General features: G+C 37.3%; 10 protein-coding genes. All 10 read right to left on the bottom strand.

The genetic code is table 11. From position 1 onward, the window contains the following. Positions 1 to 66 precede the first annotated feature (66 nt). Positions 67 to 975 carry a glycoside hydrolase family 17 protein gene (locus Q360_RS0119010; protein WP_027078497.1) on the bottom strand — a complete coding sequence of 303 codons (909 nt, stop codon included), beginning with the start codon at positions 973 to 975 and terminating at the stop codon, positions 67 to 69. A gap of 183 nt (positions 976 to 1,158) precedes the next feature. Beyond that, positions 1,159 to 2,598 carry an MFS transporter gene (locus Q360_RS0119005; protein WP_027078496.1) on the bottom strand — a complete coding sequence of 480 codons (1,440 nt, stop codon included), beginning with the start codon at positions 2,596 to 2,598 and terminating at the stop codon, positions 1,159 to 1,161. Between the two features lie 26 nt (positions 2,599 to 2,624). Further along, positions 2,625 to 4,118: a glycoside hydrolase family 30 protein gene (locus Q360_RS0119000; RefSeq protein WP_027078495.1), complete on the bottom strand. Its 1,494-nt coding sequence runs from the start codon at positions 4,116 to 4,118 to the stop codon at positions 2,625 to 2,627. Between the two features lie 17 nt (positions 4,119 to 4,135). Next, positions 4,136 to 5,422 carry a glycosyl hydrolase family 17 protein gene (locus tag Q360_RS0118995; RefSeq protein ID WP_027078494.1) on the bottom strand — a complete coding sequence of 429 codons (1,287 nt, stop codon included), beginning with the start codon at positions 5,420 to 5,422 and terminating at the stop codon, positions 4,136 to 4,138. A 90-nt stretch (positions 5,423 to 5,512) separates the two neighbouring features. Continuing rightward, on the bottom strand, positions 5,513 to 6,700 hold the full coding sequence (locus Q360_RS23935) for a glycoside hydrolase family 17 protein (RefSeq protein WP_036196317.1): 1,188 nt from the start codon (positions 6,698 to 6,700) through the stop codon (positions 5,513 to 5,515). A gap of 125 nt (positions 6,701 to 6,825) precedes the next feature. Then, on the bottom strand, positions 6,826 to 7,815 hold the full coding sequence (locus Q360_RS0118985) for a glycoside hydrolase family 2 TIM barrel-domain containing protein (protein WP_036196396.1): 990 nt from the start codon (positions 7,813 to 7,815) through the stop codon (positions 6,826 to 6,828). A gap of 44 nt (positions 7,816 to 7,859) precedes the next feature. Beyond that, on the bottom strand, positions 7,860 to 11,255 hold the full coding sequence (locus Q360_RS0118980) for a hypothetical protein (protein ID WP_051554804.1): 3,396 nt from the start codon (positions 11,253 to 11,255) through the stop codon (positions 7,860 to 7,862). Positions 11,256 to 11,334: 79 nt separating this feature from the next. Next, a complete protein-coding gene (locus Q360_RS0118975) occupies positions 11,335 to 12,876 on the bottom strand; it encodes a sugar porter family MFS transporter (protein WP_027078491.1) in 1,542 nt (513 codons plus the stop codon). 120 nt (positions 12,877 to 12,996) lie between these two features. Then, on the bottom strand, positions 12,997 to 14,601 hold the full coding sequence (locus Q360_RS0118970; protein WP_036196315.1) for a glycoside hydrolase family 16 protein: 1,605 nt from the start codon (positions 14,599 to 14,601) through the stop codon (positions 12,997 to 12,999). A gap of 11 nt (positions 14,602 to 14,612) precedes the next feature. Then, on the bottom strand, positions 14,613 to 15,266 hold a 654-nt coding region (locus Q360_RS0118965; protein WP_027078489.1), incomplete at its 5' end, for a hypothetical protein.

Below are 15,266 nucleotides of genomic sequence, written 5' to 3'. Positions count from 1 at the left end.
CATAAATCCAAGCAAATTCTGAATACAAAGTGATATTCTCCTGATGCTGATTGACTATTAAACGTCTTAAAACTTAAGTTTTTCATTTTTATCCCATAAACCCCAATAAGCTCCAACATCTCCCTCATCTCCGGTTTTCCATGATTCATCAAAAGATGAAAAATAGAAGGTCTCTATATTCTCTTTGGAAGCCCAAGCTTGTGTATTTATAAAATACTTCATAGCATTCTCTTCTGATGAAACAGCACCTTTTAAACTACTTCCTTGACTAGGCCATCCCGTTTCCGTAATAATTACCTTTTTACCTTTTGCAGCATCCGTTGCTTGGCCAAACATCTGTTGCATGTGGCTTAGCGAATATTCTTGAGGACACCCCTCCCAGTAAGGATAACAATTTGATAAAATAACATCACAGGCTTCCGTAATTTTGGGGTGTTGTGAAAATTCATAATACGCATCTACATAACCCACCTCAATATTTGGCAAAGCTGTCTTTACGCGCGTAATATATTCCAATAGCTGCTCCGCAGTTAAGTCATTTCGATATAAGACTTCATTACCTACGGCAGCAATATCAACACATCCTTCTTTTGCCAAGGCTATAAGTCCTTCTATTTCCGCTTCGTTCATCTCCAAATCATCCCCTAACCAAGCTCCAACCAAGGTTTTAAGGCCATTTTTTTTAGCAACACGAGGAATGTGCTCATTCCCTTCAACACAAGAAAATGAACGCACCCATTTCGTATATGGTTTAATTACACTAATCCTTCTGTGCACCTGTTCTTCGGTAATTACATCTCCTGGCTTTTGACCATCTTCGTACAGACTAAAGCAAAGACCATGCATGCCGTTTTGAACTGTTTCTAACCATAAATGTTTTAATTCATCTCCAGAAATCATACTAAAATCTACTCCAGAATGACTGCTATAATTGTTCTTGGCAAGTGTGAAATAATGGCCCTCTCTGTATGACATATCGCTTTATTAAGAATTCATTTAAAATTTTATAACTATCCTGTAAGCACCATCAGGTGCGCACCTCTCCTTTACATTTGGTAGCAAAATAAAACCCTACCTCATAAAAAAAACAAGAATAATTGTATTTTAGTTCACTTACAAACATTGCATTTATATCGCTATCGTTACGTGTACTACTTATTAATTCGGTATAATTTCGTTTAGCAGCTTTTTCTTTTCTAATGCTGCACGTATTTCGCCTGCTCGCTCTTCAGTAACATCATAATTACGCATCACATACATAGCAATGAGTGTTCCTAGTATAGGAATTCCAGAGAAAGACAATCGTAATCCATCAACAGCCCCATCAGGTTGAATGGTTACCCCTGAATCGAACCCTACAAAAGTCATAATAACACCACTCAATCCTCCTGCGATTGCGAAACCAAATTTTACCATTAACCAATAAATGGCTCCAAAAGTCCCCTCTCTTCTCAGCCCGGTATTAAGCTCATCTAAATCAATAACATCAGCTGTCATGGACATCATCAATACAAATAGGCTTCCAATACCAAAGGAGAAGAAAGGTAATGCAAAAATGAATAGATAGGGTTTGCCCGGAACAAAAAGAAACCATAGCATGATATACCCTATAATCGATATTCCCTGGGATACAATAAAAGCTTTCTTTTTACCCATTTTTTTTGACATGTTTGTAACAATAGGAATCACAAAAAAGGTTGTTCCTAGGGCACCTAAACATCCAAAAAGTGTAGGCCATATACCTGCAGCACCGGCATTACCCTCAAACAGATGGTATACAATGATAAAAAATGAAAAAGATGCAATCGTCATAAATGCATTGTACACTAAGAAGGTAGCAATACATAGTTGCCTGAATGGTTTCATTTTAAAAGCACTGACAAAACCTGAGCCTATTTCTTTCAAACTATTGCCTATATTTTTAAAATTGAGGGGGGAATAATCTTCATCTAATGTTGATTTACTCTTAATAAATATGCCCGGTACAATAGCGCAAATTGCAAATATTATCCCAACCCACAAAGCAAGCGATCGGGTAGCGACTTCTGCCGATTCAAACCACGCTGGGTCGTACATAATAACCCAAAACCAAGGAGCAATTACCCACGCCCACTGTCCAATCCATTGGGCCGTTGCCATAATATTCGTACGTTCATGAAAATCATTACTCATCTCATAGCCCATAGCAACATAAGGCACACTAAAAATAGTAATCCCTAGGTAAAACACAAATGACCAAATCATAAAGTAGGTGAAATTATAATCAACACCAGCATCCTTATAAAGTTGCCACATAGCAATAAACGAAACGCAAAGCACAATACTTCCAAGAATCACATAGGGTCGTCGTCGTCCCCATTTAGATTTGGTATTATCCGAGATATACCCCATAATAGGGTCTGTAAACGAATCAAAGAGGCGTGGAAAAAAATAAATTACGCCCCACATCCAACCTGGAAAACCTAAATCTTGTACCAGCACCACCATAAAAATACCCAAGGAAGCAGGAAACATTTGGTTGGCTAACATGCCAATACCGAAGGCTACTTTTTGTCCAAACGGAACTTTCTGGCTTACGGTTACTTGTTGGTTTGACATATTTTTTTGGTTGTTTAGGTTTGTACTTAAATCGAATTCGGTATAATAATCGTTTGAATGGCTTGCCCATTTATTTGAATAGTCACATTACGTTCTCCTAAAGACAAGTTAATATCTTTTGCTTGTTCTTCTTCATTAAAAACAACCACCGCAATAGAACCATCTGGGTTTTCGGCTGCTGTTACCAATAGTCTTTCGTCTGAATGTGCAAAACCTATTCGTGTTGCTCCCGGCCTAATATACTTACTAAAATGAGACAATGTGTAATAGAGCGGAGTCATATAGACCTCATCATTTTCAGCATCCACGATAATTGGCGCCACACACCAGTTTTTAAACCAATTTGGCCCACCTTGTTTATCCAATACCATATTCCAATCTATCCAACCATCTACCCAGTTGTTCAGGCATCCAATTATATCTCGTGCATACCGATTGACAGGCGCATATTTCGGATGTAGGTGTTTGTCCTTTTCTGGTGCCCAGTCCCATCCCCAGTCCGTTGCTTCTTTGCTCCAATACCAAGCATCATCTTGCCATTTCGGAATTTCAGCATCTACGCAGGCCTCTGTTTGAATTAAATACTTATTGGGTGCCTTATTATGTGCGTATTGCAATGCCTCAGGGAAAACCTCATATGTGCTGGCATACCAGTGTATCGCAGCACCGTCATAGTATTTCGAAGTAGCTTCGCTTTTGTACATTGTATCTACCCATTCGGACAAATGTTCCCGATTTTGATCGTAGCCCAATATCTTTACATCATGTCCATCAGCTTCTAATTTGGGACCAAGATGGTTTTGAACAAAACTGGTCATTTCTTCTGCGGTAAAATGCATGCTTTCCCAGTTATTGTCGTTTCCTAAGGGTTCATTCTCAACGGTAAACCCCCAAATATCAATACCCTCAGCTTTGTAGGCCTTAATATATTTTGAAAAAAATAGCGCCCAAGTATCATTGTATTTAGGTAAAAGCTTTCCGCCCATCCAATCCTTATTGTCTTTCATCCATGGTGGTGCCGTCCAAGGTGAGGCTATTATTTTGAATCCATCTTTTGATAGGGCCATAGCCTCTTTAATCATGGGTATAATATCATCTCGGTCTTCATCAATAGAGAAATGCTCTAAGCTTGTATCTCCGGCAATAGGAGCGTAAGAATAGTTGCCCAGTGAAAAATCACAGGAATTCATATGGGTTCGTGTTAACGAATATTCAGCACCGTCTTCGCCAAAATAAGCGTTTAAAACTGTAGCTCTATTTTCTTTACTTAGTTGCTTTAGCAAATGTGCTGATGCCGCTGTAAATGAACCACCAAAACCAGTAATGGTTTGATATTTTTCGCTCGGCAATAGTTTTATACGAACCTTAGCATCCCCAGAAGTAAATTCAGTTAGTTTTGTAAGTTGATTTCCACTAGCTGACGTTTCATACACCGCTACGTTTAATTGCTCTTGTTTTTCAGTACAACTCATGATTACAAATGCTAAAAAAAGAATTGAAAAATAAGTATCTGTTTTCATCAGTTAGTTTATTAATTCTACTTCTGTGTGCTTATTTCGTCGTCTGTGGGTGGTACAAGTACGTCTTTCATTAATGCATCCTTATCACCGCCATAGGTTTTGGTTATAGGGTTTCCATTTCTAGACAAGCCTTTAAAAGCACCTTTATCTACTTCACCCCAAAGTGCATATTTGGCTTTGCCATCTACTGTCATTAAGCCAAAATGTTTTTCTGAATTACCTGCAGTATCACCACCTTTCCAAGGCTCGTCAAATCCTTCAAAATAAAAGCAGGACATTTCTGCTTCCTTAGTCCATTCGCGCATGTGCTGGTAATAGCGTGCTTCTTTATACTCGTCGCTTGCTTTAGATCCATCTGGGCCATAATGACCTGTTGAAAAACTTGCCCATCCAGTTTCACCAATATGAATTGGTTTGTCTACGCCAAGACTTTTCATATACTTTTGTACATTTTGAAATTGCATCTGAGCATACTTTTTTGCTCTTAACATGGCAGTATCTATTTTTTCTAGATCTGTCATTTCTTCCTGTCCCTCTGATTTTAACCAAAATTCAGGTTGATAGTGGGTATCATGCATAGGATAGGTATGCATAGAAATAAAGTCAACAGCATGAATTAATTTATTCAAATCTTCCACATGGTATTCTTCTCCACCGCCTCCCCAAGACGCAAAATTATCTGAACTTGTAATCCATAAATCTTTAGAAAGTTTCCCTCCCTTTTTTAGGTCCTGTAAGTAGTTTACCCATTTTAAAATTATCCAAGGTTCTACATAATACGTTTCAGCCCATTTTACCATAGCCTCGTTACCCACAGCAATTACCTTAACGATATCTGGATACTGGTTTGCTAAAGCAACTGCCTTTTCCATCTGTGGAATGTTAGCTTCACTTTCTACATTATGATCTCTTTCCTGATCCGTAAATGCATTTTTACAGTCTATCCATGCGCCTAACATGACATACATCTCAAAATCAGGATCTTCTTTCTTTAGTTCAGTGATTACTTTTAAAGCATTTTCAGCTTGTGGTTTATGAACTTTATATGTTCTAATAATTTTCACACCCATAGCGGCAAGAAGCTTCATATCCTCCTTAAGCTCGGCTAAAGTTGGCTCAATAGTATGATCAGCATGTCTGTAACCTCCATAAGACATTGCTACATATTCAGCGTTGCCTAAAATCTCTTTTGCTGTAATTTGATTTTCTTCCTGCATTCCTTTTTTAGCATTTGAGTTTTGATTGCACGACACTATAACAACTGAACTAATTACGATTACAAAAATGTGTATTTTTAATTTCATGACTTTGCCTAGAGTACTATTGTTTATATCAAGTTCTATTTAAGTACATACGTAAAACCAAAATTGTCAAACTCATCTGTAAAATCAACTTTAATTTTTGGTTGGCGGTACTAAAACGTGTGGCATTAATGCCTCTTTATGACCATCATATGTTTTTGTTATTAGATTTCCATTTCTTTTCAATCCTTTAAAAACACCTTTATCTACCAAATCCCAAATTGGAAATTTAGCCTCTCCATTTATTTTGAATAATCCAAAATGATTTTCTGAACCGTTAGGATTGTGAGCATCCTTCCATTGTTCATTAAAAGCTTCAAAATAAAAACAGGAGATACCCGCACCGTTCGTCCAATTGCGCATCAATTTATAATACAGGCCTTGCTTATACTCATCTGTTGCTTTCGAGCCATTATGACCATAAAAACCATTTGACACACTTGCCCAACCTGCTTCCCCAATATGAATAGGCTTATTTACGCCAACACTTTTCATATAATTGACTGTACAATCAAATTGGTTTTTTGAAAATTCAATGGCGCGTTTCATGGCATTATCAATTTTTTCTATTTCAGAAAGTGAATTTTCTACTTCAGGGATTCCCCAAAATTGAGGATTGTAATGTGTATTATGATAGGGATAGCTATGCATTGAAATATAGTCTACCGCTTTTATTAAACTTTCTAAATCTTCACAATGGTAGCTGTCTTCGCCACCTCCCCAGGACGCAAAATCGTCAGAGCTAGTAACCCATAAATCTTTGGGTAGTTTTTTTGTCTTTTTTAAATTCTGCAAATGATTGACCCATTTTAATATAATATTAGGTTGCACATAATAACTCGTAGCCCATTTAACCATAGCTTCATTACCGACAGCTATAACCTTAACAATACCTGGATACTGATTAGCTAAAGTCACTGCTCTATCAATCTCCGCGGCATTATCAGGGCTCTCTATATCATGATTTGGTGGTTGATCGGTCCATGCATTAAGACAATCAATCCATGCGCCTAACATCACATACATTTCGAAGTTTGAATCTTCATTTTTAAGTGCTGTAATAGCCCTTAATATATTAGAGGCGTGTGGTAATGGTAACTGTACATTATATGTTCTAATCACTCTAATACCCATTGCCGAAAGAATTTTCAAATCATCCTTTAACTCTTCAATTGATGGCTGAACTTCCCTTTTTTTTTCCCTGTAGCCTCCATATGAGATAGCTAAATAATCTGAATTTCCTAAAATGTCTTTAGCGCTTATATTTGATTCTTGCTTCACTATGGTTGTATTACGTGTTGATTTGGTGTTTTTTTACATTAAAAAACCATAACTGCTAGTAACATACAAGCAACTTATTTTAAACGATTTTTCATAATTCTCATGAGTAGCAAAAGTATATTCCATTACTCTGAAATATTGGTATATCTAGATTTAACTACAGTATACGTTTGCTTCTTCTTTCGATGTATATCTACAATACCCCAATACTCTTCATTTGGCGTCCCATCATATGGGACGCCTGTACTATTCGGTGCCCAGCCTCCTACATCTTGCGTTGACGGCTTTCCTGCTTTCCACCAGCCATCGGTAAAAGAAAACAAGGCAACCCCTGAGCATATTTCTAGATTATTAAAAACACTTTCTAAGACAGCATCATTCGCGGCGGCCTGCGCTTTTTCATTTACTCCTTTGTCATAACCAGCTTTTGTAATGGTCATATAACTATCTCCACCAGCTTCTGATAAGTACATTGGTTTGTTACTCAATGCTTTCCATTGTTCAAATATTTCTTTTGGTTTATCCCATCGATAAACATTCATACCCCATACATCAATGTTGGGTGCACTAGCTAATGCCAATGCATCGGGCAATTCCCCGTGAGCTGTTGTAACTGGATGATTATTATCAATCTCATGAATAGTGATAGCCGCCATATCCATCATTTTATACCAATTTTTAATATCATTTTCAAACCGTTCAGGATGGTAATTATATTCATTCCCAAGTTCCCACATTAAAATCGCTTTGTGATTCTTGTATTTTTCAACATACGCACTATACGTACCCGATAGAATATCATAGACACCTTCCTGATTGTATCCAAAGCCTATGATCACCTTAAAACCCGCATCGCTTATTTCATCTAGTACTGCGCTATTATCTATTGGTTCATAAACGCGAATCGTATTTATACCCGCTTCCTTCATCAAAGCCAAATCTTCAGTCAACCCAGAAAAATCTCTTTTAGTACTGCCTATGGGAACCGGATGATAACAAATACCCTTTATTAGATACGGCCTTTTGTTTACCAAGATTTTTCTTTCTTTTACAATTACGGATGTATCTGTTAAGCTAGTTGCACAGGAAGCTACCAACACTACTAAAAAAAACATTTTCACTATTCTAATCACACTATTGTATTTAATTGATAACATCGTTATTTCGTAATAAAAACCGTAATAGCATCTATCTGCCCAGACCGTTGAAATAACATAGCACTAAATTCCTTCCCTAACTGTAATGCATTTACAAACTGACTATCACCAGTATTAAAAATCACTTCAATTTTTTCTTTATCAGCAAGTTGATATGTAATAGGAACTTGACAATACGTAAAACATAGGGTGTTTTTCTTTAAAGATATTTCCTTCGTCAATCCATCAATAGCGATATATTCAAACGTTTCATCATTTTTTAGAAATTCTTGCTTTTGTAATAGAACAGGTGAAAATTTAATTTCTCCATCGAAAACATGGATACCCAGTTCCCCAAAACGGCTGAGTAAATCCTCTTTAACCTGACCCGTCATTCCAGGTTGTTGCGCTCCTTTACCTCCTGGTGTATGGGAATAAGGATCCGTTGGAAACGCCCCATAAAGCTCTGGAGACTTATGTACCCCTATTCCAGCGTTTATCTCATAATAATGCTCCAAAAGACGGCCAATAGTTTCATTGCTTTCCTTCTCTTCAATAGCTTTTAAACAGCACTCTTGAACAGCAAGCGCCAATTTAGAGACCATATGCCAATAAATAGAACCTAATCCTTCATACCCATAAAAGGTTCCAGACCTACCCGTAAAGGATTTATGATTAAAAACATCTTCAAAAACTTGAAGCAATTCCCCTTTTTCCTTCTGCACCAAATCAGAATACGATGCGCCTAAATTATCCAAGGCCGTTTCCAAACTTTTTGCATTGTTAAATCTTCCATTAAAATGATACGTCCCCACCACATCCTTTTCGATAACTTGCAGGTTTCCATCCTTTAGTAGTTGTGGTAACAACAGCGATGAAGAAATAGCACTCTCAGGTATGTTATTTCTTTCTGTAAAACGAGGTAGCTCCTTGTTCGGATATAAAAGATAACTGTACTGATCTTCCCGGAATAATGTACTTTGTTTTAACGCATCCAATACCTCAAGAGCCGCTTTAGAAGTCAAAAACCCTGAACTTAACACGGCGACTTGACCTTCTAACATTTCACTCAAATAGGAAATAGAAACCTCGTCTTTATTCTCTACCGTCATTAAGTTATACGCATGGTACAAATTATCCTTACGCTTATTTGCGGTAATAGAATGATCTATATACAGCAGCCCTAACTCAGAAAATCGAAGCAACTCGTTTTTAGTAATATCCTCTTTTCGTGCTGAAAAACCCTTATCATATATAACAGTTCTATAAGCACTAGCTGCCATACCTAAACCATCCATAACCACTTTACGGTCTTTATTGGATAAATCAGTAGCCAAAGACTCTATTTGCTCTTGCAGTATGCTTACCGTTTCCTTAAAGAACAAATTCAACTCAATGGAAATCGGCATTTTTTCTACCGAGGCATTTTCTAATATCTTCTTGAAGAAAGTAAAAAACCGGCGCATGTAGTAGAGCGTAACCATTGAAACCCCGTTACCTACTAAGGCATTGTTGGCATCATTCCATTCCGGTCTTTGCGTATTCATCCAAATACCGCCCTCAGGTATAAGGTTAGAACACTTTGCCAATACGGTTGCCAATAATTTTTCTATTAAGTTAACCCTATAAATATCTTTTTCGGGTGTTCCTAATAATGCAGCATCAGCACCAAGTATACAGCGCCTCTCTCGAATTTCATTATCTAAATCCTCGTTAAAATCAATCGTATCCTTTGGGTTTTTTAACAACTCCTCATAGGGCTTTATCACATAGGGCACGTTAGCATATACGAAGAAATCGGTATTAAAATAGGATTCCAACTTTTTAGGATAATAGGCTTCTATAAACTCCAGAAATTTCAATAAATAAATAATTTGATGATCACCCCAATAGCCAATAAAAGACCAAGGATCGTCTGGTTCTATGCTTTCCCAATCAAACCCGTCTTTGGTTACCCTGTAAGGATTGTAGCCATCAAAGGTTGTTGCATTCAAAAACTTATGGATCATATTTTCCATAAAATCCGGATAGGAGTACGCCAAAGCTTCCCAATTCTGAAAAATATCCCTCCAGTTACCTTGGTAATCTAAAACTTTTGAACCGTCTACTTCGTTTCTTGTATTAATCGAGAATTTATTCCAAGGTCTACTGGGGTCTCCGTGCCTTCTACTGAACTTCAGTGGTAAATATTCCAAACACAACCGACCAAAGTTTTTGTCTTCGCTATCCCAAGCCAGTTTTTTTAGATGTGGTAGTTGAATGTTTTGTGGTAAGGTTGCTAGCTCGTCTGAATACTTGGTGTACACTTCCGTATTAGCTTTACGCAAATAGCTCGTAAAATCTTCTTTTTCAATAGTATAATTATTGTCGAAAATACCCCCACGCATAATATTAAAAAGTACATTGGCATAGTGCCTTGTATTTCTTCTTTTATCAGCGGTGATTTGTTTGCCGTCGGCAGCAGTTGTTAGTTTCAATAGATTCTTTGTGCCAATCTCAATATCTTCCAGTATGGCTTCCTTAAGGTTTTTGTCGTTTTTTATTCGTTCAGATAAATCGACAACGGCAGCGGGACCTTGATTAACATCGGCAATCAACATCCACTCTTTTTTAGCCTTAGCCTCAAGTTGAATTTCTGAAACGGAAAAATAAGCGCCTTTCTCTGCCCTAATATCCCGTTCTTCCGTAACACTTCCTGTTTTTCTAAATGCATTCAGCTGTAAGGAAGATAGTAACTTCTTAGCATCCGATAGACCAATAGACCATACTACATTCGCCTTTAGCGCTTCACTAGGTTCTGCTTTATCTACGATTATAGCACTTAGCGCAAAAATTCCTAAACCAGAATCCTTTATAAGTTCGCTCTTCTTGTACGCATCTACCAAATTACTTGAGGCTTGCTGCAGGTTGGGTTCCACTCCATAGGGTACTATGTTCTGAATACCATCCAAAAGCATAACGGTTCTAGTTTCCGTATTTCCGTTAATAAGTGTGCTCTTTTTTATAAAACCGAATTGTATACTGGAATTCCATTCACATTGATACGTAAGTCCCAAGTCGTGGTTTATTTCCTCGAATAATACCTTATTGCCATACTCACTTTTATAAAGGTTTCTAGTGCATTGATAAACACCAGTATATCTGTCAGAAAATGGTTCCCAGACTCTTTTTTTTCCTTCAGATTCTATTACCAAAATAGTTTTATTTCCTGTAATATCGGCTGCCTCGGTAATCTTATCGTCTGTATAATATGGAAACAAAGCGTAATCACTGTTCTTTCTCCCTGCCGTCAATCCGCCGTTACTGGATATGAACATCCAATGATCAGAATCACTAACAATACTCATAAAGAAGGGGCGAAGGGAGTCGCTATTTTCTATTTTATAAAAACCTTCATTGTTTATTTTAATATAATCCATCGTTAAAATACTATAATCGGTTATTTAATATTTTGAATTTATTTCGTTATAACAGCGTTGCAAATACCTTAATTTTTGATTATTTTCTAACAAGCATTTCTTCAACTTCTTCAAGTGACTTCCCTTTTGTTTCAATTACAAATTTGTAAACAAACAATAGTGCTAAAAAAGAGAATATGGCATAAATACCAAATGTCATTGTTGGTCCTAAATTAGATAACTCCCATGGAAATATTTGCGTGACTGAGAAACTAACCAGCGAGTTAAAAAATCCAACAACAGAAATCGCTATTCCCTTAATTTTGGTTGGAAAAATTTCGGATATAAGTGTCCACATTACAGGACCCAAAGAAATGGCAAAAGATGCTACGTACAATAAAATAGCAAGCAATACTAAGGTAGCATTTATCTGTATAAAATTAGTAATCTCATTGCGCTTAAACTCAAGAAATTGCGCTCCATCCAATTTATTTTCAATGACTTCAAAAAGGGCTCCCTGACTTTCAAAAGATTGTCCGTTTAAATCCCCTAAAGCAGTTCTAATTTCAACACTACTGACCTTATCAAGCGCTTCCTTACTAAAATCATAGCTAGCTTTATTAAAGGCGAAAGCTGCCATTAATAAAGCTACAGTCATAAAACTAGACCCTATTATCAATAATGGTTTTCTTCCTAAACGGTCTATCAACCAAATAGCAACTAGTGTGAATATCAGGTTTGTTAAACCCACAACAATTGCTTGCAAAAAAGAAGAATCGGTACTACCTCCGGCTTGTTCAAAAATGGTTGGTGCGTAATAGAATACTGCATTTATCCCTGTAATTTGTTGAAAAAAGGCAATACCTAAAGCAATTACCATGATAACGGAATATTTGCTTTGAAAAATATCAGCTAATTTCCCTTTAGCTTCTTTTTTATCAACTCCTTTTTGAATTTCTATAATTGTGGTTTCGGCATATTGCTCACCCCCTATTTTTATTAATACTACACGAGCCAATGCTACTTTATTCAATCGTTGTATCAACCATCTTGGACTTCTAGGCACCGTAAATAAGGTCAGGAAATAAATTAAAGCTGGTATCGCCTCAACACCGAGCATCCAGCGCCAACTATCGCCTTCCATGTTTACTAAAAAATAGTTCGAAAAATAAGCTACCGAGATACCAATAACAATATTTAGTTGGTTAAAAGAAACCAAGCTTCCTCGTAATTTTGCCGGTGCGATTTCCGCAATGTAAATAGGCGCTATCAATATGGCCCCACCAATTCCAATACCACCAATAATTCGGGCAATAATAAATTCATTATACCCCGTAGCCAATGCTGACCATGTTGCCGAGAGAGTAAAAAGTGCAGCAACTGCTATTAGCACTTTCTTTCTTCCAAATTTATCTGCAAGCGGGCCTGCAATTAGATTACCTGCCATGGCTCCAAAAACAACGCAACCAACAGCGAAGCCAAGCATGGCATCTGTCATCTCAAAATAGAGCGTTATCCCTTTGATAGCTCCAGAAATAACTGCACTATCAAACCCTAATAAAAACCCTCCTAGTGCAACAATTAAACTGATTAAAACAGTGTAAGATTTGTTCATTTGAACGGCAGTGTCAGAAGATTTCATATTTAGTTGGTTTGGTTATCTTGGAAGTTAATTTAAAAGAAACTAATTAACAAATATAAAAAAGACCAGTAAAAATCATACTGGTCTTGAAAGTCTAAAACTAAAAACTTAACAATAATTTTACTGATACATTCTGATATAATCAACTTCCATAGTAGATTCTAAAAACGCTGGATCTATAGCACCGCCTAAAGTACCTCCCATCGCAATGTTCATAATAAAAAAGAAATCGCTATTAAAAGGTATCGTGTCCGTATTTTGAAAAGTAAAGAAAGCTTCATCGTCAACTGATATTTTTATTTCATCCGATGTCCATTCAAGGATATAATTGTGAAACTCTGTTGTGGCCGCAGTATTTTCAGTATCGTTCGTTGGCGCATTTCCGGCAGAATTACCCGGAAAATGTATGGCTGCAGACGTTCTACTTTTGTCCTGACCAGTTTGTTCCATAACATCGATTTCTCCACAAGAGGGCCATCCTACCGTATCAAAATTTGCTCCTAACATCCATAAAGCGGGCCATGTGCCCTGTCCTACCGGTAGTTTAGCCCTTATTTCTACTCTTCCAAACGTAAATTCCTGTAAATTTTCTGATTTAAGTCTAGCTGATGTATACCCATTAGCACCATCATCCTTAGCAGAAATTTTAAGAAAGCCGCCTTCTACGATTACATTTTCAGCATCATTAGTATACGTTTGAAGTTCGTTATTACCCCAACCACCAGCACCGAGGTCATACCCCCAATTTGCGGTATTTGGTGCTCCATCAACATCAAATTCATCTGACCATACCAAGGTGTCAAATACAGATTCCTCCTCGGAAACCAAATCTTCAGGAACAAAAACACTATACCAATATAGTGGTCCATCGCCATTAAAAGGAGCACTAGTACCTCTAACTGCTAACCTATTTTCTGCTAACTCAATAATTTCATATTGCCCTGGAATAACCGCCCAATAACTTAAAAAGCTTGTTCCCACGTCTAAAACCCTACTACCATCTGCATTATCCAAAACAACAAAAGCACTAGTAAAGTCTGCTTGTGATGTAATGTCTCTACATTCATCTACAAACTGCTGTGGTGTTGCATTTGGAAAAAATAGATTCACATCAGTCCAATTGATAAAACTCAAGTTATCAGCACCAGGTTCTAGTTGATATGTATAATTATCTTGGTCATCATAACTAAATACTAAGACATCATCATACACACAAGGGTTTAAAGAATTAGGACCTGCACTAAAAAATTCTGGAAAATTATTGGTCAAAGGTCCAACTCCAAAATGGCCTGCTACTGTGCTATCCCAAACCCATCTTTTAGTTCCGTCACCAGCAATCAGCTGTTTAGTTGCATCATCCAAAAACAATCTAACATCCAAGTCTATCATTTCTGTAACGCTTGAACTTACACCACCATTACCAAACGCAACAAGGGTTATAGGTGCGCTGTACTGTCCAGACCTCGTAAAGCGAAATACAGTAGTTTGGCCTGCATTAATTACTACTGGATCTGCCCCTGGAGTAAAAATTACATGAAAATTAAGTGCATTATCAGCACTTGGAGTTACCGATATATTACCGGACTGATCTCCTTCAACAATTGCACTAATAACTAAATTTGTTGGCACTAAAATCGTATCCAATGTGGGTTCCTCTTCTTGGCATGATATAAGCATCATGGAAAGAAATATCAAAATATTAAACCTTTTTATAACTCTGTTCATCTTAAGAAGTTTTATTGTTGGGTTATATCATCGATATAAAATGTACCTGCAGTTGTGCCGGGGCCGTCTACAAACATTGTTATAGTGCCATACTGGCCATCTGGCACGAAGGCTTCACCTACACCTTGACTACCATCAATGAAACTTTTTACGGCATCATTTCCAAAATCAAAAATCAATGTTTCCCAACCTGTTCCATTATGTGACGCAATAACCTCTGTTTGACGCTCACCATTGACTCCACCTTCAAGTTTAATTACAACCGGAACTATCACGGTTGACCAAAATTTCATAGAAATTGTTTTTGCCGTACCACTAAAATCTACCGCTTCATCTAGAGTAAAGAAACCGCCTTCATACTGATTTCCGGAATTTGTAACAGCGGCCACATTGGAAACCACAGCATTAGCTCCTGTTGCATCTGGGTTAGCCACAACTTCATATGATGCACCGTTAAACATTGTCATATCGTACCCAACACCAGCTTGGTCAAATGAAATTGGCAACTTAAAAGCTGGACCCGTTTGCGTAATATCATCTATATAAAATGTACCCGCCGTAGTGCCAGGGCCATCAATAAAAATGACAATTGTTGAATACTGCCCTGTTGGAACAAAGGCTTCTCCTACGCCTTGACTACCATCTATAAAACTCTTTATTGCATC

The sequence above is a fragment of the Maribacter antarcticus DSM 21422 genome, assembly GCF_000621125.1.
Lineage (GTDB): Bacteria > Bacteroidota > Bacteroidia > Flavobacteriales > Flavobacteriaceae > Maribacter > Maribacter antarcticus.
This window is presented reverse-complemented; position numbering and strand designations above follow the sequence as displayed.